18 protein-coding genes are annotated in these 19,043 nt (G+C 68.7%); 11 read left to right on the top strand and 7 right to left on the bottom strand.

Annotated features, from left to right (window positions below; all coding sequences use genetic code 11):
• Positions 1–96 precede the first annotated feature (96 nt).
• Entirely contained in the window at positions 97–1,164 is a 1,068-nt protein-coding gene (locus CHC08_RS36230) for a hypothetical protein (RefSeq protein ID WP_179282411.1), read from the bottom strand.
• A gap of 178 nt (positions 1,165–1,342) precedes the next feature.
• Between CHC08_RS36230 and CHC08_RS36225 the strand changes: the two genes are divergently transcribed.
• Positions 1,343–2,311, top strand: coding sequence for an aldo/keto reductase (locus CHC08_RS36225; protein WP_089211898.1), 969 nt, complete (start codon positions 1,343–1,345; stop codon positions 2,309–2,311).
• Between the two features lie 237 nt (positions 2,312–2,548).
• Here the strand turns inward: CHC08_RS36225 and CHC08_RS36220 are convergent, their stop codons facing one another.
• On the bottom strand, positions 2,549–3,412 hold the full coding sequence (locus CHC08_RS36220; protein WP_089211897.1) for an NAD-dependent epimerase/dehydratase family protein: 864 nt from the start codon (positions 3,410–3,412) through the stop codon (positions 2,549–2,551).
• A gap of 252 nt (positions 3,413–3,664) precedes the next feature.
• Here CHC08_RS36220 and CHC08_RS49975 point away from each other — a divergent pair, with 252 nt between their 5' ends.
• The 4 genes from CHC08_RS49975 (at position 3,665) to thpR (ending at position 6,594) form a co-directional block, all read left to right on the top strand.
• Positions 3,665–3,802, top strand: coding sequence for a hypothetical protein (locus CHC08_RS49975; RefSeq protein WP_179282410.1), 138 nt, complete (start codon positions 3,665–3,667; stop codon positions 3,800–3,802).
• A gap of 176 nt (positions 3,803–3,978) precedes the next feature.
• Complete coding sequence (locus tag CHC08_RS36210; protein ID WP_089211895.1) at positions 3,979–4,443, top strand: MarR family winged helix-turn-helix transcriptional regulator; 465 nt, start codon at positions 3,979–3,981, stop codon at positions 4,441–4,443.
• 239 nt (positions 4,444–4,682) lie between these two features.
• The gene (locus CHC08_RS36205) at positions 4,683–6,068 is read left to right on the top strand and encodes an MFS transporter (RefSeq protein WP_245878777.1); all 1,386 of its coding nucleotides are present in this window, start codon (positions 4,683–4,685) and stop codon (positions 6,066–6,068) included.
• Positions 6,022–6,594, top strand: coding sequence for an RNA 2',3'-cyclic phosphodiesterase (gene thpR / locus CHC08_RS36200; protein WP_089211894.1), 573 nt, complete (start codon positions 6,022–6,024; stop codon positions 6,592–6,594). Before CHC08_RS36205 ends, thpR begins: the two co-directional genes overlap by 47 nt.
• Before the next feature lie 371 nt (positions 6,595–6,965).
• Here thpR and CHC08_RS36195 read toward each other — a convergent pair whose 3' ends face one another.
• Entirely contained in the window at positions 6,966–7,631 is a 666-nt protein-coding gene (locus tag CHC08_RS36195) for an FMN-dependent NADH-azoreductase (protein ID WP_089211893.1), read from the bottom strand.
• 125 nt (positions 7,632–7,756) lie between these two features.
• On the opposite strand from CHC08_RS36195, the gene CHC08_RS36190 reads away from it, so the two are divergent.
• Positions 7,757–8,341 (top strand): MarR family winged helix-turn-helix transcriptional regulator, encoded by a 585-nt coding sequence (locus CHC08_RS36190; protein WP_089211927.1) that lies wholly within the window; start codon positions 7,757–7,759, stop codon positions 8,339–8,341.
• A 99-nt stretch (positions 8,342–8,440) separates the two neighbouring features.
• A complete protein-coding gene (locus tag CHC08_RS36185; RefSeq protein WP_143653480.1) occupies positions 8,441–9,010 on the top strand; it encodes a hypothetical protein in 570 nt (189 codons plus the stop codon).
• Between the two features lie 139 nt (positions 9,011–9,149).
• Here the strand turns inward: CHC08_RS36185 and CHC08_RS36180 are convergent, their stop codons facing one another.
• A complete protein-coding gene (locus CHC08_RS36180; protein WP_089211926.1) occupies positions 9,150–10,106 on the bottom strand; it encodes a TauD/TfdA dioxygenase family protein in 957 nt (318 codons plus the stop codon).
• A gap of 117 nt (positions 10,107–10,223) precedes the next feature.
• Entirely contained in the window at positions 10,224–10,352 is a 129-nt protein-coding gene (locus CHC08_RS53050; protein WP_420823600.1) for a putative leader peptide, read from the bottom strand.
• A 110-nt stretch (positions 10,353–10,462) separates the two neighbouring features.
• Here CHC08_RS53050 and CHC08_RS36175 point away from each other — a divergent pair, with 110 nt between their 5' ends.
• The 3 genes from CHC08_RS36175 (at position 10,463) to CHC08_RS36165 (ending at position 13,549) form a co-directional block, all read left to right on the top strand.
• Complete coding sequence (locus tag CHC08_RS36175; protein WP_089211925.1) at positions 10,463–11,047, top strand: TetR/AcrR family transcriptional regulator; 585 nt, start codon at positions 10,463–10,465, stop codon at positions 11,045–11,047.
• Between the two features lie 518 nt (positions 11,048–11,565).
• Positions 11,566–12,339 carry an SDR family oxidoreductase gene (locus CHC08_RS36170; protein WP_089211891.1) on the top strand — a complete coding sequence of 258 codons (774 nt, stop codon included), beginning with the start codon at positions 11,566–11,568 and terminating at the stop codon, positions 12,337–12,339.
• A gap of 334 nt (positions 12,340–12,673) precedes the next feature.
• Positions 12,674–13,549, top strand: coding sequence for an NmrA family NAD(P)-binding protein (locus tag CHC08_RS36165; protein ID WP_179282409.1), 876 nt, complete (start codon positions 12,674–12,676; stop codon positions 13,547–13,549).
• A gap of 158 nt (positions 13,550–13,707) precedes the next feature.
• On the opposite strand, the gene CHC08_RS36160 is transcribed toward CHC08_RS36165, so the two are convergent.
• Positions 13,708–15,177 carry an NCS2 family permease gene (locus tag CHC08_RS36160; RefSeq protein ID WP_089211889.1) on the bottom strand — a complete coding sequence of 490 codons (1,470 nt, stop codon included), beginning with the start codon at positions 15,175–15,177 and terminating at the stop codon, positions 13,708–13,710.
• Between the two features lie 131 nt (positions 15,178–15,308).
• Between CHC08_RS36160 and CHC08_RS36155 the strand changes: the two genes are divergently transcribed.
• Positions 15,309–15,572 (top strand): DUF2530 domain-containing protein, encoded by a 264-nt coding sequence (locus tag CHC08_RS36155; RefSeq protein WP_179282408.1) that lies wholly within the window; start codon positions 15,309–15,311, stop codon positions 15,570–15,572.
• A gap of 216 nt (positions 15,573–15,788) precedes the next feature.
• Here CHC08_RS36155 and CHC08_RS36150 read toward each other — a convergent pair whose 3' ends face one another.
• Positions 15,789–19,019 (bottom strand): sacsin N-terminal ATP-binding-like domain-containing protein, encoded by a 3,231-nt coding sequence (locus CHC08_RS36150; protein WP_420823599.1) that lies wholly within the window; start codon positions 19,017–19,019, stop codon positions 15,789–15,791.
• Positions 19,020–19,043: the final 24 nt, after the last annotated feature.

Below are 19,043 nucleotides of genomic sequence, written 5' to 3'. Positions count from 1 at the left end.
TACGGCGGGCGATCTGGGCACGGCGGGCGACGAAGCCATCGGGTACGGCGGGCGATCTGGATACGGCGGGCGATCTGAGTACAGCGGGCGACGAAGCTACTGGGTACGGCGGGCGATGAAGGTGATCACTCCGGTGGCGCCCACCGCGACCATCAGCCATAAGGCCACGACCGACGCGGGCACCCCCGCGTCGTCCTGTCCGTCCGCCTCCGCGTCGGCGGCCGTCGTGCCGCCGGAGCCGACGTCACCGGCGGTGCCGGTGGGCAGGGGCTCGGGACCGCCCACCCTCAGGGGGGTGCGGCTGGGCTTCGGGGCGGCCTGCTGGAGGACCGTGCCGGGCAGCGGCACCCGGTAGACCGGGCTGTTTTTCCCCTCGCTGCCGACCAGCAGGGCCTTGCCGTCCGCCGTGTAAGCGATCGACTCGGCCTGGTCCAGCGAGGGCATCGACACCCGCGCGATCTCCTTCCCCGGCGCGCGGTAGACCGTGGCGGAGAAGTAGGTGCGGACCACGAAGCTCGACCCGTCGGGGGCGTAGGCGGCGTCGGTGGCCATGATGGGCGCGTCGCCGACCTTGCGGAGCACGTTGATCCTGTCGGTGCGCAGCTGTTTCGGGGCCCGGTAGATCGCGCCGGAGAACTGCTTGGTCACGATGTAGAGGCGCCCGGTCCGGGGGTCCACCATGACGCTCTCGGCGTTGTGCCCGCCGTCCTCGTAGTGGAACCGGTAGCGCACGGCGGGGATGACGGCGTCGCGCATCGAGGTGGGCTCCGCCACCTTGTAAACGGAGATGTCGGGCCAGGCTCCGTCGAAGTTGTCACCGATGTCGGCGAACCAGAGGATCCCCTGCCCGGTCTTCGGGTCCTTGGACGTCGCCATGGCCTCCCAGTCGCGGGCCACGGCTCCCTGCAGGGTGAAGGTCGCACGGGTCCGTCCGTCGGGTCCCACCGCGAAGAAGACCGGCCCGGCGGAGCTGTCGTTGTGGGTGTAGTAGATGTCCTTACGCGTCGGCGAGACCGCCAGCCCGCTCGACTCGGTGATCCGCTTGTCCTTGAAGTGAAAGAGGACCTCGTCCTCCCCGTCGTCCGCCCAGGCCCCCTGCCCCGCGAACACCGTCACACCGGTCAGGGCGGCCACCACGAGCGTGCGAATCAGGACGTCTCCCATGGCGCCATCATGCCCCGTCGAGACCATCGGACGACTTCCGACTGGCCGCGAGCCCGTAACAGGCCCCGTGCTCACGGGGCTGGAGGCTCATCCAAAAGCCTCGGAATCCTGACGGAGCGGGGGGCTCATGACAGGTCGGGTTCGCCTGGAGTGCACTCCAGGTGCCTAATGTAAAAGCATGGACTACACGCAGCTTGGCCGTACCGGCCTTAAGGTCAGCCGCCTCTGCCTGGGCACGATGAACTTCGGTCCCGTGACCACGGAGGAAGACTCCTTCGCGATCATGGATCGCGCCCATGAGCTGGGCATCAACTTCTTTGACACGGCCAATGTCTATGGCTGGAAGAAGGGCGAGGGCATCACCGAGCAGATCATCGGGCGATGGTTCGCCAAGGGCGACGGCCGCCGTGAGAGGACGGTCATCGCCACGAAGCTCAATGGCGACATGGGTGACTGGCCCAATGAGAACCGTCTGTCCGCGCTCAACATCCGCCGGGCCGCCGACGCGTCGCTGAAGCGCATGCAGACCGACTACATCGACATCTACCAGGCCCACCACATCGACCGGAACACCCCGTTCGATGAGTTCTGGGAGGCCATGGACATCCTCAAGCAGCAGGGCAAGATCCTGTATGTGGGGTCGTCCAACTTCGCGGGCTGGCACATCACGAAGGCTCAGGAGACCGCCCGGCGCCGTAACAGCCTCGGCCTGGTCTCCGAGCAGTCCCACTACAACCTGCTCGTCCGGGCCCCCGAGCTGGAAGTCATCCCCGCGTGCGAGGACTACGGCCTGGGCCTGATCCCGTGGAGCCCGCTGGCGGGCGGCCTGCTCGGCGGCATTCTCCGGAAGATCGACAAGGGTCGCTCGGCAGCCGAGCGCATGGTCGCGGAGCTGGAGAAGCACCGCGACAAGATCGAGCAGTACGAGGCGTTCTGCGATGAGCTCGGCGAGGACCCGGCCAACGTCGGCCTGGCCTGGCTGCTCCACCAGAAGGTCGTCACCGCGCCGATCATCGGGCCGCGCACGCTCGACCAGCTCGACGGCACCACCCGGGTGCTGGAGATCAAGCTGGAGGAGAAGGCACTGGCCCGTCTCGACGAGATCTTCCCCGGGTTCAAGACCGCTCCCGAGCACTACGCCTGGTGATTCACCCTCCGGCCTGAAGGGCCGGAGAGCGACCGTGCCGCTCACGTGACACCTCTCGGGGTTCCGCTGTACGGCACGGGACGCCTGACGCTTCACAGGCCGCCCGGCGACGAGATCTTCTTGTCACCGGGCGGCCTGGCCGCGAGATCACCGCATCACCCGACGCCCCGGCTGCAAGGTCACCGGGGCGCCTGACGGCGTGGGTCTCCGCGCCCGGTGATCCACGCCGGACGGACGTCAATCCTTGATGTGGTCGCGCCAGCTGTGTGCGGGTTCGTACCCCAGGACGCGGCGGGCCTTGTCGATGGAGAGCAGCGTCTCGTGCGGTCCGAGCTCACGCCGGACGGGGACGTCGGGGTGCACCTCGGAGATGAGATCACTGCTCGTACGGGACATCACGGTGTCGGCGTTGGCGATGATGAAGATGTCCAGGCCGGTGGCCTGGTGCTCCAGCGCGCGGCGCACGGCCTGGGCGCCGTCGCGGGCGTCGATGTAGCCCCACAGATTCCAGCTGCGCAGCAGCGGATCGGCGTCGAAGGCCGGAAAGCCGTCGTAGTCGCCGGGCTCCATGACGTTGGAGAACCGCAGCCCGATCATCTTCATCTCCGGTTCCCAGCGGCAGAACTGGGCGGCCATCTGCTCTTCGAGGTGCTTGGCCAGCGAGTACGCGGTCTCCGGCCGGGCCGGATACTCCTCGTCGACGGGCACGTACGGAGGCGGGACGTCGAACGGAAGGCCCAGCAGGGTCTCACTCGACGCCCACACCACGTTGCGGATCCCGGCCAGCCTCGCCGCCGAGAACACGTTGTACGTCGCGGTCATGTTGTTGGCGAAGGTGGCCGCGTTTGTCACCATGCCGGGGCCGGGGATCGCCGCCAGGTGCACCAGCGCGTCCACGCCCCGATGGCGATCGTCGACTCCCGTCAGCGCCTCCACGGCCTGGCCGTAGTCGGTGAGGTCGACCCGGGTGAACGGGCAGAGCGGCTGCGCGGGGACGGCCAGGTCGAGGTTGACCACGTCCCATCCATGGGCCAGCAGTTCGGCGATGACAGCCCGGCCGAGCTTGCCGCTCCCGCCGGTGACGGCGACCCGAGATCGCATGGGAGTCATGCCTTCCCTTCGGTGATGACAGATGTCCGTTTGATCTCATCGAGAGCGGACAGCAGGTGGTTCAGCGTGTTCCGATGCTATCTGGGCATGGCTACGAAGCCTGATCACATCCGTGGGGTGTCTCGGCTCCTGTGGACCGCCCCGGCCGACGGGATTGGTCAGTCGGCTGGGCCGAGGATGAAGACGGGGTGGTCGGCGGGGTCCGGCGTTTTCCCGAAGAAGCGGCGCACCTCCGGGGAGGTCGTGACCGCCGGACGCGCCGGGCGGGAGGACGTCGGCCTCCCGGTCACCATCGTGGTCCGCCGTCACCGGCTCGGGGTGCTTCACTATGACCAGGACAAGGCGGTTGTCGCGAAGACCGCAGGCCTCGAGACCGAGTAGATCATCCAGTCGGGCTCGGTGAATCCAACACCTGCCGCTCGGGCTTCGCGTCGTGGAGCCCGTACCGAAAATTGGCGACCTTTTCCCTGTCTGGCACGCTGTACGGCCCGCGCCGAGAAGAAAACGCCTGGAGGGAATCACATGCGATCGTATATAGTTAGCGAAGGTAATGACTTATGCTAACGAACGACCAACCCAGGAAGGACCACGTCGCAAGCCTGCGCAGCGACGCTGGTCTCGCTTCAGCGCTGAGGGTGTCACTGGCACGCCTGACCAGACGCCTGCGCAGGCAGGCAGCAGTGCACTCGCTGACCCCCACCCAACTCGCGACGCTCGTCGCCGTGGAACGGCATTCCGGGATAACCCCCGGCGAATTGGCCGAGCTGGAGAAGGTACAGCCACCCTCGATGACACGCGTGATCGCCGCACTGGCCGATCGGGGGCTGGTGTCGCGTATGCCGCACCCGACCGACCGCCGCCAGGTGACCGTGAGCGTGACCGAGCAGGGTTCAACGCTGCTGAAGGAGGAGCGCCGTCTCAAGGAGGCGTGGCTGACGCAGCGGTTGAAGGAGCTGACCCCCGAGGAGAGGGCGACGCTCCGGCAGGCGGCTCCCATTCTGGAGAAGCTCAGCCGGATCTAGCCGAACCCGAGGAACCCGGGGCCTCGGCGATCCCGCAGGACGCCGAGGCGCACGCACTGCCGGACGGAGAGCCGGAGGTGCGGGCAGGACTGCGAGGCCGCTTCACACGCGCCGTACCCGGAGTGGGAGCGGCGCTACGGCGGGGTCGCCTCACCCATGCCGTACCCGGCACGAAGTCCGGAGTACGAGCGGGACGACGGGGCCGTCTAACGCGCGCCGTACCCGGCGGGAAGCCCGGAGTGCGGGCAAGGCTGCGTGCGCGGCGGGACGCCCGGGCCGTGCAGGCCGCGACCGCCGGCGAGTCGCAGGCCGTCGCGACCGGAACCACACAGGCCGTTCCGGAGGCTCGGGACGGGATGTTCCGGGCGCTGCGCAACCACAACTACCGGCTGTTCCTGACCGGCGGAGTGATCTCCAACGTCGGCGGGTGGATGCAGCGCACCGCGCAGGACTGGCTGGTGCTGGATCTGACGCGCAACCCCAACGACCCCTCCAGCAGCGGCAGCGCCGTCGCGCTGGGCCTGACCACCGCGCTGCAGTTCCTGCCGCTGGTGCTGTTCGGGCTCTGGGGCGGCATGCTCGCCGACCGCTATCCCAAGCGTTCGCTGCTGCTCATCGCCCAGTCGCTCATGGGTCTGCTGGCGCTCACCATGGGCGCGCTCGTCATCACCGGCAACGCGCAGGTCTGGCACGTCTACGTGATGGCGTTCTCGCTCGGGCTCATCTCCTGTGTCGAGGTGCCGACCCGGCAGTCCTTCGTCGTGGAGATGGTCGGCCGCAGGGACCTGTCGAACGCCATCGCGCTGAACGCCTCCAGCTTCAACCTGGCCCGCGTGGTCGGTCCGGCCGTCGCGGGCGTGCTGATCTCCATGCTCGGCGGCACGGGTCCGATGTTCCTGGTCAACGGGCTGTCGTTCATCGCCGTGCTCTCCGGCCTGATCCTGATGCGCACCTCGGAACTGACCACTCCGGAGCCGGTGCCCAGGGCCAAGGGGCAGCTCCGCGAGGGACTGCGCTATGTACTGGCCGAGCCGGCTCTGCTCATGCCGATCCTGCTGGTCGCCTTCGTGTCGCTGTTCACGCAGTCGTTCACGATCTCCATCGCGCTGATGGCCCGCCAGGTCTTCGGCGCGGACGCGTCCTCCTTCGGTGTGGCCTCCAGCGTGTTCGCGGTGGGCGCCCTGGGCGGTGCGCTCCTGGCGGCACGGCGGGCACGGCCCAGCAGGAAGCTGCTGATCGCCGGCGCGCTCTCCTTCGGCGTGTTCCAGATCGTCTGCGGCCTGGCCCCGTGGTATCCGCTCTACCTGCTCTTCCTCATCCCCGCAGGCGTCGCGCTGATCTCGGTCAACACGGCCGCCAACGCCAGTGTGCAGCTGGCCTCCTCGCCGGAGATGCGCGGCCGGGTGATGGGCCTCTACGTGCTGGTGCTGACCGCCGGTGCCCCGCTCGGCGCGCCGCTGCTCGGCTGGGTTTCCGAGATGGGCGGCCCCCGGACCGGAGTTATGATCGGCGGCGTGCTCACCGTGGTCGGCGTGGGCGCGGCGACGATGCTGACCAGGGCACTCACCAGGAGGTCGGATGCGGCTGTTCGTGGGGTTGCTGCCGCCGCAGCCGGTGCGCGATGAGCTCGTCCGCGCTCTCGAGCCCCATCGCGAGGGATGGCCCCAGCTCCGCTGGCTGAATCCGGCCGGCTGGCACGTGACGCTGGCGTTTCTGGGCGAGGTGCCGGACCGGGTCCTGCCCGAGCTGGAGACGCGGCTCGCCCGCGCCACGTCACGGCACGCGTCGATGACGCTGTCGTTGGCGGGTGCGGGCGCGTTCCCCTCGGCTCGCCGGGCTCGGATCTTCCTGGCCGGCGTGCGAGGGGGCGGTGCCGGGCTGTTCCGCCTGGCCGACTCCCTGGGCGCGGGGGCGCGGCGTGCGGGAGCCGTACAGACCGATCACCGGCGGCTCAGGCCGCACCTGAGCCTGGCCAGGTGCCGTGTCGACGCCGACCTGCGTCCCCTGGTCGAGGCCTTCGAGCCGTTCGCCGGCACCGAGTGGGAAGCCGACACGGTGCACCTGGTGAGGAGCCACCTCGGCGCCGAGGTCCGCTACGAGACGATCGCCCGGTGGCACCTCGCGGCGCGAGCCTCCCATGGGCAGAGCTAGGCTCCAGAGGTGGATCGTCCCCGTCGCTGGCTGCTGCCCATGGTGCTCGCACTACTCGTGCTTCTCGTGGTGATCGGCGCCCTCGTCTCCTGAGAGCAACCGCGGTGCGGGCCGACGCCCCGGGGCGTTCCGCCACCGGATGACATAGCCGTCCGCCTGCGACAAACGGCCGGGCCCATGGCCCCGCCACGGGTGCGTCACCCATCCGGGCCCATGGCCCCGCGCTCCAGGCGCATCATCCGGCCGGTCCTGTCGCCTCGCGACTCCGGACGCATCACCGGGCCTGACCTGTCGCCTCGCGACTCCACCGGTGACGACGGCGGTCGTTCCGTATCTCTCCGTTGAGGCCCGAAACACGCCTCAACCTCGCGTCAGCGTACGGCGCCCGTGGTGAGGGCGTGCTTCGCCAGCAGCTCACCGTGCGCGTCGGCGGAGGCATGACCGGCGTCGAGCGACTGGCGCGCCAGATCCCGCAGGGATTCCATCGCGGGGGTGTTCTCCGCCAAGGTCAGCTCGACCTCGCTCACATGCAGCTGCAGCCCGAGCATGTCTCCGAAGAACCGGCGATAGTACGGCGTCGCGTGGTCCCAGCCGTCACGGGGAGTGCCGGGGCCGTAGCCGCCGCCGCGGGTGACGACGAGCGCCGCCGGACGCCCCGCCAGCAGCGGCTCCTGCCCGGGGGCCAGACGAGAATCCGTCAGGAGCAGGTCGATCCAGGTCTTCACGTGCTGCGAGACGCCGTAGTTGTAGAGCGGAACGGCGAACAGGTATGCCTCCGCGGCGACGAGCTCGTCCGCGAGCTGCTTCGCGAGGGCCAGGACTCGACGCTGATCTTCCGTGCGCTGGTCCTCGGGCGTGAACGAACCCATGACGGCCGACGACCACGCGTCCGTGGGAACGGGAGAGGCGACCAGGTCTCGCCGGGTTACGACACCGGACGGGTGGGTGCGAATCCAGGCCGCTTCGGCGGTGTCGGCGACCGCGCGGCTGACCGACTGGTCTCCCCGAATGCTGGCGTCAAGACGGAACAGGCTCATTTCGAGCTCCTTGGTGTAGTTGTTGCCGCAATCATATTGATTACAGACGTTCCGTCAAGCAACTCTGTTGTAAAACCTATCATCGGTGATACCACACAAGTGGTTGGTTGGCTAGCATGGGGGCCATGGCCAGTGCCCCGGTTCCCGTACCGCGCCCCTCTCCGACCGCAGACGTGGTGGAGCAGTCCGCCGCCGATGTCCTCAAGGACGACTTCGGCTGGTCGCTGAGCGTCATCCTGCGGGCGTACATGCGCGGCGTGGAGGAGGCCGTCAACGACATTCCGGGCGGTCCGCGGGGCTACCAGGTCATCGCCTCCGCCAGCCAGAACCTCGCCGGCAACCAGGGCGTCATGGCCTCGCAGCTCGGTATCGACCGGACGGTCTTCACCTATCTGATCGACGATCTGGAAGCCGCGGGGCTGGTGTCACGGCAACCCGACCCGGCCGATCGACGCAGCCGCAAGGTCGTCGCCACGGAGGCCGGGCGGGCTCTCTGGCAGGATCGGCGAAACGCCCTCGCCCATGCCGAAGCCCATATCCTTTCGATCCTCGGAAGCGAGGAGCCCGCCTTCAAGGAGCTTCTGAAGCGCGTGGCCGTCTACGCCGACCGGGTGGATCCTCTGCATGACGCCTGCCAGGCGGTGGAGAGCCTGGTAAAAGATGAAGCCCGGCACCTCGGGATCAAACGCAGGACCCCGCGACGCGACTGAGTTCTCCCTCCTCATCCCGCTGAAACCTGCGATCAAATCATTGACGGCGGTCTCCGATAAGCACAGAGTGATCATGTGATGCGCCGCCTTGTTCCGCCCGTGATTCTCGGGCTTTTCTTCCTGTCCTGCTGCGGCTCGGAAACACTGCTCAGCCAGGCCGTGCTGGATCAGGCTCGCTTTTACGGAGTGGCGCCGGATCTGATCTACGCGGTCGAGCTTGAAGGGTACGAGCTGGTCGAACAGTCGGTCGGCGGCATCGGGGAGGAGGGCTTCGGAGTCTCCTACGTCGCGCAGGGCGATAGGCACGTGGGATTGACAGTCGACCGTGGCACGTTCAGCGACGGCCTCTGCGCCGACACACCGATCAACAAGGCCGAGCCGCCTACGGCGCCGGTGACGTGCGAGCGCGACGAGGTGGGCTGGTACCGCTCGGGCGGAGGCCGCCACGAGTACACCGCGGTCCGGGCCGACCACCTCATCCGGCTGAACGGCCGCCTGGGGGAGGTGGATCGGGCCGCGCTGAAGGCGGCCGTGGCCGGAGCCCGGCACGCGACAAGAGATGGCGCCACCTCCTCACCCGGCAATCGCCCGCCCGGTCCGATCGAGCGTGGTGACCTGCCGACCAGCGGCGACGGCGCGCCGAACAACGAGGTGGGTCCCGGCGGCTGAACCCGGTTACCGGTCGGCCTCCGTAGGGTGCGAGCCTGCCGAGAGTTTCCCGTCTTGGACTCATTCAGCGGGGATGCGGCCTTGTCGAATGGGCGGGGACACCCCCCCGGGCCCCCGCCCACGTTCATGGGATGAGACGTCAGGCGACGACGAGGGATTCGGCCTTGAACTCGCGGCCCGCGACGATCTCGGAGACGAACCCGTCGGGACCCACGGGACGATCGCCGATCAGGGTGACGCGGTGCAGGGTCCGCTCGACATCGAGGTGGTCGAGGTCTGTGGGTGCCAGGTGGGCGGTCGCCCGGTTGTCCCAGAAGGCGACGCTGCCCGGCTCCCAGCGGAAGCGGACGGTGTACTCGGGACGGGTGATCTGCTCGTAGAGCAGGTCCAGGATGCGACGACTCTCCTGGGAGGAGACGCCGACGATGCGGTCGGTGAAGCCGGGGTTGACGAACAGGGCCCGCTCCCCGGTCTCGGGGTGGACGCGGACAACCGGGTGAACGGAGATCAACAGGTTGTCGTTGATCCGCTTCAGCAGCTTCTCGTCCTCCGAGGCCGTCTGGTAACCCGCGAGGAAGCGATGCTCGGCGCGAAGCCCGTCGACGAAGGCACGGAGCGGCGAGGACAGTCCCTCGTACGCGGCCACCAGGTTGGTCCACTGGGTGTCGCCGCCGAAGGCGGGAACGGTCTCCGCCCGCAGGATCGAGGCCGTGGGCGGGTTGACGGCGGCGGTGACGTCGGTGTGCCACCCGGAGTAGTAGGAGTATCGCCGCTTGCGGTAGAGCTCCCGATAGTCCTTGCCGTACCGCTCCTCGTAACGGTGCGGGTCGATGGTGAGGATCTGCGGAAACTCCTCCGGCGGCGCGTCCTCGTGCGGGTGTGCATGGGTGAGCTCGCCGAACTGCCGGGCGAAGGCGATCTGCGTGGCGTGATCGAGGGTCTGGCCGCGGAAGAACACGACCTTGTGCGCGAGCAGGGTCTGCCGGATCTCCGCAACCGTGGACGGGTCGAGCGGATGGGAGATGTCGACGCCTCTGATCTCCGCGCCGATGTGCCCGGCGACGCGCCGGACGTCAAGGATGGTGGTGGATGACATGACGTGGGCCTCCATGGGTTCTGGTACCGCCGGGGCATGGGGCATCACCCGGCGCAGGGGGATGGCGCCGGCCTAAGGACGGCATGCGCCTGGAATCGGGGCAGCGGGACCCTCAGGTCACCGCATGGCACAGAGCGCGCTCGCCTGCCGCCTGAGATCGACGTGAAGGCGAGCCACCAGAAGCTCGCTGCTGTTCACATTTTCGATCCTGCGACGAATTCCCCTCAAAATCAATAGGAAATACATGAAATATCGGAACGGCGTGCTCAGGCCCGCGCGAGCCCGTGGAGAGGACTTGCCGGAACGTCTCGTCGAAGGGGTAATGTAACGACGAGTAAATAAAGGTGGTGACCACGGTGAGCGGCAGGCCACGCGAGTTCGACATCGACACGGCACTTGACCAGGCAGTCCAGATCTTCTGGCGCCAGGGCTACGAAGGCACGGCGATCTCCGACCTCGCCGAGACCCTGGGCATCAACCGCCCGAGCCTGTACGCCGCGTTCGGCAACAAGGAAGCACTGTTTCGCAAGGCACTCGACCGCTACACCGCCACGGTCACCTCGTACGTGCAGGAGGCGTTCAAAGAACCCACCGCCCGAGGGGTGGCCGAGCGCCTGATGCTCGGGGCCGCGGACGCCACGACCCGCGAGGGCTGCCCCCAAGGGTGCATGGGCGTACAGGGCGCGCTGGCCGCGAGCGTGGAGAGCGACCGGATCCGATACCTGCTCTCGGACTGGCGCTCGGCCGCTCAGGCCGACATCCAGGGACGGTTCGAGCGCGCGCGGTCGGAGGGCGATCTGCCGCCCGAGGTCGACCCGGCCGACCTCGCGGCCTACGTCACGACCGTCATGTACGGGATCGCGGTCCGAGCTGCGAGCGGAGCGACAAACGCCGAACTGCGGCGCACCGCCACCCTCGCCGCGCAGTCCCTGCCCTGGTGACGTCTCCGCACACCGGCACGCCGACACGATGGTGGCGGATCCGTCAGAGGCGGTGACAACCTGATCGCCGTCCCGAAGCGGGATCTCATCGAGACGGGCGACTCCATCCGGGCACAACCACCTTCGCCTCTCGCCTCCTGGGCCCTTATTTCGAGGAGCGCCCCCCGAGACGAAGGCCTCTCGTCCTTCTCAACACCTGGGAAGGTACACTCGTCGAAGCCCGCTCCGCGGACGCCTTCGCCCCCTTTTCTTTCGCCATCGCGTTCGGCATGCTGCTCGCCGAATGACGGGATCCGGCGCGTTTCGCCACACGCAGTCGTTGCAGGCCGCGTAACGAGTCGCGCCGATGACGTCACGCCGCGAAACGGGTCATGTGCGGCGCCAGGAATGCGATCTCCGCGTCACTGAACATTCAATTATCTTCACAATGAATTCCATAAACCATGTCATGCGACGCCGCGAGGTTTGCATATTTCACCGCGCATCATATTCGGTGGAATTTTTCTCGGGGGAATGCAATGGATCTGAATCTGCGTGGCAGGAGCGCGCTTGTCACCGGCGCTTCACGGGGCATCGGCGCGGCAACGGCCGAGGTGCTGGCGGAGGAGGGCTGCGCCCTTCACCTGGCCGCCCGCAACGTGTCCGCATTGGAAAGTCTCGCCGGTCGCCTCCGCACCGTATACGGCGTCGACGTGCGCACCCATCCCGTTGATCTACGGCAGCAGGAGGATCTGACCGCCCTCGCCGGCGCCGTCTCCGACATAGATATCCTGGTCAACAATGCCGGTGACATCCCGGGCGGCACGATCGAAATGGTTGACGAAGAAACCTGGCGGCATGCCTGGGAGCTCAAGGTCTTCGGCTATATCAACCTCACCCGGCTGGTCTATGCAAGGATGAAGTCTCGGCAACGCGGCGTGATCGTCAATAACATCGGCAACGCCGGCGAGCGAGTAGACAGCAAATACATTACCGGCAGCACCGGAAACGCCGCCCTGATGGCCTTCACCAGGGCACTGGGAGGTCGGAGCCTGGAAGACGGCATCCGCGTCGTCGGCGTCAATCCCGGTCCTGTGGCGACAGATCGAATTCTTAATTTTCTGAAAAGCCGCGCGCACAGCCGGTTCGGAGACGAAGGCCGATACTCAGAACTGACCTCCCAGTATCCGCTCGGCCGACCGGCGACTCCACGCGAGATCGCTGATCTGATTGTTTTCCTCGCCTCCGACCGCTCCGGCTACACGAGCGGAGCCGTCTTCACCGTCGACGGCGGCCTCTCCGCGATGGTCTAAGCCCTCGGGTAAGAGACCCTCGGCTACTCGGCCAAGAGCCGGCCGCCATGGTGATCGTCTCTCACGGTCCGCCGTGGCGGCCGTACCTCGTTCTCAGAGGTTGAGGAGGAGCTTGACCGGCCGAGGGCGAAGCAGACGACGAACGACGATGATCTCGTCCGTTCCCTGCCGCATATGACCGACCCGTCGGAGCCGCTGACAACGAATTCGATCCGTCATTACCGAGTGACCGACCGTGACGGCGGGAAGGCTCGTGTGGTGGTGGGGCTCGTGTGCGGGCCACGGAAAAGGCGGCGTCACAGCCGTGCGGGGGTGGGTACGACCCATGATTCTGGTGACTGGGGCAACTGGCCGGGTGGGATTCCGCCTGCTGGAGCAGTTGGCTGACGCACAGGCGTCGGCTACGGCGATGGTGCGCGTGGAGGCGAAGGCGGAGGACCTTCCGACGGGAGTGGGGCATGTCGTGGCAACCCTCGACGCACCACCACCGGCTGAGGTGCTGCAGACATTCGAACGTGTCTTCCTGCTCTCCCCCGTTCACGAGGGACAGGCCGAGCTTGAGGTGTCCTTCGTCGACGCGCTCGTCGCCGCCGGCCACGGCCCGCACGTCGTGAAGGTCGCCGTGGACGGGTTCCAGGAGCCGGACTGCGAGGTGCGCTTCATGCGCAACCACCGGCTGATCGCGGCACATCTGGACGCCACGGGCCTGCCGGTCACCTATCTCGCCCCGAATTCCTTCATGGAGAACCTCCTGTCGTCGGCCGACACCATCCGAAACCAGGGCACGATCTTCGCCCCGGCAGGAGACGGGCGGATCGGCTTCGTCGCCGCCGGCGACGTGGCCGCGGTCGCCGCCCGCGCGCTCACCGGCATCGGCGAGCAGGACGGCATCCACGTCCTCACCGGCCCCGAGGCGTTGAGCTACACGGACGTGGCCGACCGGATATCCGCCGTATTCGCGCGACAAGTCGGCTACGAAGACGTGCCGCCGGACCGGGCGCGGGAGACGATGCTGGCGGACGGCCTGCCCGCGTGGCAGGCGGACGGAGTAATCGAGCTGTTCGAATGGATCCGGAACGGCGGTTGCGACACGGTGACCGACGAGGTGCGCCAGACGACCGGTGAGGACGCTCGCCCGATCGAGGACTGGCTGAGCGAGATGCGAGGCGTCTTCCTGGGCCCCGGGGACGTGTCACCACCCCGCTTCTAGAGCCGTCCCGCAAAGCCCTGATCGGCGAACATCACCTCTCAAATACGCCCTAAAGGATCTCGGGCGAATGCTGAGCGAACACCCTCGACCCGGCAGTGGTCGACGCCCGTCGTGGCGATCACCCGTATGGACCGCCACGACGACCTTCGGCTCGGTTCTCAGCCTAGGTTGAGCAGGAGCTTGATCGGGCCCAGGGCGAAGTAGACGACGAACAGGGCGGCGACCACCCACATGAGCGTGTGGACCTCGCGGGCCTTGCCCTTGACGACCTTGATCAGCACGAAGGTGATGAAGCCCGCACCGATGCCGGTGGCGATCGAGTAGCTGAACGGCATGAGCACGATCGTGAGGAAGGCCGGGATCGCGATCTCGTAGTCGGTGAAGTCGATGTCGCGGATCGCGGTCATCATCAGGAAGCCGACCATGACGAGTGCGGGCGCGGCGGCCTCGTAGGGGACGACGTCGACCAGCGGCGAGACGAAGATGGCCAGCAGGAACAGCACGCCGGTGACGACGCTGGCCAGGCCCGTGCGCGCGCCCTCGCCGACGCCCGCGGCCGACTCGATGTAGGTCGTGTTGGAGGAGACCGAGCCGGCCCCGCCGACCGCCGCGCCGATGGAGTCGACCAGGAGGATCTCACGGGTCCTGGGCAGGGTGCCGTCCTCCTTGATCAGCTCGGCCTGACGTCCGACGCCCACGATCGTGCCCATCGTGTCGAAGAAGTCGGTGAGCAGGAGGGTGAAAACGAGCAGCACGACCAGGATGACCGAGATGGAACTGAAGGCGCCGAACGGGTCGAACTCCCTGAACAGGACCAGGGGATTCTCGAACCCGAAAATATTCGCGGGTGCCTTGGGATCGACGAGTTGCCAGCCCGCCGGGTTCGGCTCCTTGCCGGGCACCGTCGCGGGACCGACCTTGGCGATGGCCTCCACGACGATCGCGAGGACGGTGGTGGTGACGATGCCGATCAGGATGGCACCCTTCACCTGCCTCGCCACCAGCAGGATCATCAGCAGCAGGCCCACCACGAACACGAAGATCGGCCAGCTGGTCAGGTTGCCGCGGATTCCGAGCTCCAGCGGCGGGCCGACCGCCACGCGGCGGACGAAACCGGCGTCCACGAAGCCGATCAGGGCGATGAACAGGCCTATGCCGACGCTGATCGCGGTCTTGAGCTGGGGCGGGATGGCGTTGAACACCGCCGTGCGAAATCCGGTCAGCACCAGGAGGGCGATGATCACGCCTTCCAGGAACACCAGTCCCATGGCCGACTCCCACGACATCTGCGAGGCGATGCCGTAGGTGACGAAGGCGTTCAGGCCGAGGCCCGCGGCCATAGCGAAGGGGACCTTGCCGATGACCCCCATCAGGATGCTCAGCAGACCGGCCACGAGGGCCGTACCGGCGGCGACCAGCGGCACGTTGGGCACGAGGCCGTCGCCGATGAACTGGCCGTCCACGTCCTTGACGGTCGCGATGATCAGAGGGTTGAGCACGACGATGTAGGCCATCGTGAAGAACGTGACGAGCCCACCGCGGACCTCACGGCCTACCGACGAGCCACGATCAGAGATGTGAAAAAAACGGTCAAGTCCGCTTATTGAGGGGGTTTTAGTGTCACTCACGCACGCAGAGTGACAGCGAGGGTCCCCTATCGGAAGGCCCGGGTCACGATGGTGACGCTTTCGAGATCGATTCGCGCCTTCACAGACTCCGCTTTGCGGGTAGTGAGACGGCGTCACCTAGGCTGAATGATGTGAACCAGCCTCGCCGTCCGGATCTGCAGCCGTTGAAGACCAACGACACGATCGCGATCCTCTCGGGCACCGTCCTGTGGGCGATCGCCCTGATCGTTCTTCTGATCATGCAGCCGGACCCCGAGCACCGCTGGTGGATCTGGACCTGCGTGGCGGGCATATGCGGCGGGCTGTTCGGCCTCTGGTTCGTACGGCGCCGCGACCGCCGGGGCCCACCGCCCTCCACCGACGAGCCGATCAAGCCCACGACCGCGATCTTATGATCGTCCCTCCCCGCCGCCGGTTCCCCCGGACCGCGTTCGAGGCGTGCGCTCCCCCTCGGACGATCACGTGGTCCCCGCGCATGCGCTGACCAGGGCGCATGCGAGAAGACATGCGGGAAGAGACGCATGCGCCCGACCAGGACCGCGTACGACGCATACGCGGGAAGGCGCATGCGCCGGAGCGGGGCCGCGGCGCATGCGCGCGGGCCGACGGGGCTAGTTGGTCGACGCGGTCCAGCTGTCCAGGTCCGCCTCGGCGAGCAGCAGCGGCACCGCCTCGGGGTCGCGCAGCAGCGCCGCGACCGCGAGCCGGTCTCCCCACTGACCCGACGCCCAGGCGAGCCCGCGGGCCAGCCCCTCCACCCCCGTGGCGTGCACCATGCCCTCGAAGAACCGCCAGGCGGCGGGGACGCCGTCCACGAGCAGCCTGTCGTGCTCCGTGTAGGTCGCGGGCGCGGTCGGCAGCAGTGACCGTACGGCGGGCGGAACCTCACGGACCTCGCCCGAGGAGGTCACCTCACCGGCCGCCTCCTCCCCGGCCAACGGCAGGTCCAGCAGTTCCGACAGGGCCTCGGCCAGGTCGAAGGGGGCCAGGATCAACGGCCGGCCCGCGACCAGCGGAAGCAGGTCCGGCGCCTCGACCACGACCGGCTCACCCGGCTCGTCCCTGCCCTCTCCCTCGACGGAGAGCGAGCGCCCGTCCTCCGCGTCGGCGACGACGATCTCGCCGCCGAGGATGGCGCGGACCGCGCGCGGGGGCGCGACCCGGGCGGGGTCGACGGCGGCGAGAGCCACCCACAGAGCGCGGAGCTGGGCCCGGTCCACCTCCACGGAGGGGTCGCCCAGCAGGTCGATCAGCTCGTCGGGACCGCCGTGCGAGGCGAGCAGGTCGGTCAGCGTGGTCCGTACGCCGATCATCGCCAGCGCGGCCTCGTCGATTCCGGCCGGAGCGTCGCCGTACAGGCCGAACAGCAGCGGGTCGGCGGTCGGGAGCCGCAGCTCGGTGGGACGCCTTTCGCCGAGCACCGGGTGGGTGGAGAGCCACCACGCGGTGTAGGAGGGCACCTCCACGACCTCACCCGCCACGAGGACCCGCAGCGGATGCAGGACCGAGCGGAGCGGCGGGCGCGACAGGAGGGCGAGGGCGTCGGGCCAGTTCGCGACGTACTCGAGGTCCCGGATCGCGGAGAACTCCCTGGCGACCGGCGGAACGTCCATCTCGGGCATCAGGTCGAGAACGGCCTCCAGCCACTCGTCCTCGCGATCCAGGTCGTGGTCGCAGTCATCCGGGTCGATCATGACGTCGGTGTCGTTCACCACGGCGAAGCCGTCGAGCACTCCGGCCGCGGCCAGCACTCGCGAGCCGTACCGTTCCACCAGCTCGGGCGCCGCCGTGCCGAAGTGCGTCTCCGGGTCCAGCAGCCCGGCCAGCGCTCCCTCGGCGAGGAGCAGCTCGCCCGCCGGGTACAGCTCGCCGTCCGCGCCGCGCAGCGCCAGGTCGGCCAGCCAGGGCTCCTCGCCCGCGGTCAGCCCCGCGGCGTCCACCAGCGCGAGCACCGCCTGGGCCACCGGTCCGGCGTCGTCGCTGTTCATGGACTCCGAGACGGCGGAGCGGGTCAGCGAGTCCTCCAGGACCGTCCGGGGAGTCGCCTCACCCGCGCCGAGCCGGAGCAGGAGCGGGTGGGCTGCGTCCGGGTGGACCACGCGCAGCCCGAGCGGAGCGAGCACGGCCGGGTCCAGCGCCGAGCCGTCGATCAGCAGCAGCGTGCCACGCGGTCCCCGGACCAGACGGCCGTCGGCGAGCGGGACCGGCAACGCTCCGAGGGACTCGGGGTCGTCGGCGGGCAGCACCTCGTACAGCGACCGCCACCAGGCCGGATCCCTGTCCTTGACGGCGTCGCCGGAGAGCATGTCCACGACGTCGGTGAGCTGCACCCGCTTGACGCCGAGCGCGTTGATCGCGGGGTGCCTGGACGGCCATCCGGCGGGCAGCAGGCCGGGGACCATGGGGGCGATCTTCTCCAGCAGCTCACCCGAGGCCACGACCACGGAGGCTCGCCGTCCGGGCACGACCAGGCCCTCACCGTCGGCGGGCACGGAGGCTCGTCCGGGCACACCCTGGCCCTCACCGTCGATGGGCGGGGAGAGCACGGGGAGCAGCGGCGCGTCGGGGAGCCTGCGCAGGATCGCCCGGCGGATCTGCGCGTCGAGCTCGCCCTTGCCCATCAGGCCGGGGACGAGGTCGAGCAGCTTGGGCGTGCGAGGCAGCCCGGCGAGCAGTTCGAGATAGGCGTCGGCGGCGCGCTCGACCAGGAAGTCCGTCAGCGGGCCCTTGGCCACGTGCCGGCGGTCGGTGGCCATCGGGAACGAGGCGATCAGCAACGCGGGCAGGTCCAGCGGCTCGTCGCTCGGCGTGGGCGCGTGCACCACCGGCGGCACCTGCGCGGGCAGAGGCCGGGGCTCCCCGCCCTGAGGGCCGCCGAGCGGACCGCCCTGAAGATCGCCCTGAGGACGACCGCCGAACGGACCGGCCTGCGAACCAGCGGGCGAACCAGGCTGCGAACCGGTGGGCGAACCGGTCGTCGGGCCGTCCGAGACGTCGCTCGCGGATCCGGCGACGGGTACGGCCCAGCGGACCATCCAGTACGGCCGGGACCTTTCCTCGGTCGGGCGGTCGGCGAACAGCTCGGCCGCCTGCTCCGGGGTGAACTGCCCGGAGGCCGCGACCACCTGCCAGCCGTCCGGCGTGACGGTCCGCACCTCGCCGTCCACGTCGATCTCGATCGACTCCAGGGCGGGCAGGCCGAGCAGCAGCGCGGGACTGGTCTCCCGCAGCATCCGCCGGACGGCGTCCTCGGCCGCGCCGTCACGCAGCGGCAGCCGTACGAGCGTGTCGAACCCCGCGGGGATCTCGACCGGACCGGAGGGGAACGGCAGGCGCAGCAGCGGCACGTGCCCCCCGCGCTCGGCGAGCTCCTTGGCCAGCGCGGGCTCGGCGGCCACCAGCGCGGCGGTCTGGTCACGGGACCAGCGGACGACCCCGGAGCCGAGCGAACCGATCACCGGCTCATCGCAGACCGACACCACGGCCGCGAAACCGACGCCGAACCGGCCGACCGCGCCGACATCGTCCCGCTTGGCGGAGACCCGCAGCGTGGACAGTCCCTCGATCCCGGCCGAGTCCAGCGGGGCGCCGGTGTTGGCGGCCGACAGCACCCCCTCGCGCAGCGACAGGCGGAGCCGTCCGGGAACCCCGGCGCGGAGAGCGGCGTCGGCGGCGTTCTGGGCGAGCTCGACGATCAGCCGGTCGCGGTAGCCGCCGAGCGCGAAGTCCTCCTCGGCGTTGGCGTCCTCACGGAAGCGCGCGGGCGAGGCCGTCCAGGCGGCGAGTACGGCGGAGCGCAGTCGTTCGGTGTCGAAGATGTCAGTCACAGCGATGAGTCCCATAGGTCGGGGGCCCCGCAGGTCACC

This window comes from Streptosporangium subroseum (assembly GCF_900188345.1).
Classification (GTDB): domain Bacteria; phylum Actinomycetota; class Actinomycetes; order Streptosporangiales; family Streptosporangiaceae; genus Streptosporangium; species Streptosporangium subroseum.
This window is presented reverse-complemented; position numbering and strand designations above follow the sequence as displayed.

Excerpts from the sequence above, each read along its gene's own strand:
- CHC08_RS36230 (WP_179282411.1), bottom strand. The coding sequence starts at position 1,164 with ATGGGAGACGTCCTGATTCGCACGCTCGTGGTGGCCGCCCTGACCGGT.
- CHC08_RS36225 (WP_089211898.1), top strand. The coding sequence starts at position 1,343 with ATGGACTACACGCAGCTTGGCCGTACCGGCCTTAAGGTCAGCCGCCTC.
- CHC08_RS36220 (WP_089211897.1), bottom strand. The coding sequence starts at position 3,412 with ATGCGATCTCGGGTCGCCGTCACCGGCGGGAGCGGCAAGCTCGGCCGG.
- CHC08_RS36210 (WP_089211895.1), top strand. The coding sequence starts at position 3,979 with ATGCTAACGAACGACCAACCCAGGAAGGACCACGTCGCAAGCCTGCGC.
- thpR (WP_089211894.1), top strand. The coding sequence starts at position 6,022 with ATGCGGCTGTTCGTGGGGTTGCTGCCGCCGCAGCCGGTGCGCGATGAG.
- CHC08_RS36195 (WP_089211893.1), bottom strand. The coding sequence starts at position 7,631 with ATGAGCCTGTTCCGTCTTGACGCCAGCATTCGGGGAGACCAGTCGGTC.
- CHC08_RS36190 (WP_089211927.1), top strand. The coding sequence starts at position 7,757 with ATGGCCAGTGCCCCGGTTCCCGTACCGCGCCCCTCTCCGACCGCAGAC.
- CHC08_RS36180 (WP_089211926.1), bottom strand. The coding sequence starts at position 10,106 with ATGTCATCCACCACCATCCTTGACGTCCGGCGCGTCGCCGGGCACATC.
- CHC08_RS53050 (WP_420823600.1), bottom strand. The coding sequence starts at position 10,352 with ATGTATTTCCTATTGATTTTGAGGGGAATTCGTCGCAGGATCGAAAAT.
- CHC08_RS36170 (WP_089211891.1), top strand. The coding sequence starts at position 11,566 with ATGGATCTGAATCTGCGTGGCAGGAGCGCGCTTGTCACCGGCGCTTCA.
- CHC08_RS36150 (WP_420823599.1), bottom strand. The coding sequence starts at position 19,019 with ATGGGACTCATCGCTGTGACTGACATCTTCGACACCGAACGACTGCGC.